Origin of the sequence: Bacillus sp. SRB_8, assembly GCF_003264205.1 — a bacterium.
Lineage (GTDB): Bacteria > Bacillota > Bacilli > Bacillales > Bacillaceae_G > Bacillus_A > Bacillus_A mycoides.
The window spans coordinates 1-293 of sequence record NZ_NADT01000234.1; the positions used below are offsets into that span (position 1 = coordinate 1).

At 61.1% G+C, this 293-nt stretch carries 1 protein-coding gene; it reads right to left on the minus strand.

Translation table 11 applies throughout. From position 1 onward, the window contains the following. The coding region (locus B5P40_RS32540) for a F0F1 ATP synthase subunit gamma (RefSeq protein WP_181462991.1) at window positions 1-293 on the minus strand (293 nt) is incomplete at both ends.

Below are 293 nucleotides of genomic sequence, written 5' to 3' on the forward strand. Positions count from 1 at the left end.
AGCGGCGCCCGAGACGATTTCCGAAAGTTCTTTCGTGATCGCTGCCTGGCGCGTCTTGTTGTAGATCAGCTTCAACTCGCCAATGACGCTGCCGGCGTTGTCGGTCGCAGCCTTCATGGCCACCATGCGCGCCGACTGCTCGGACGCCATGTTTTCCGCAACGGCCTGGTAGATCAGCGACTCGACGTAGCGGACCAGCAGCTCGTCAATGACGCTTTGCGCATCCGGCTCGTAGATGTAGTCCCAACCATGCGCCGTCTTGCCGGCCTGCATGTGCTCGGAACACAGGGGGT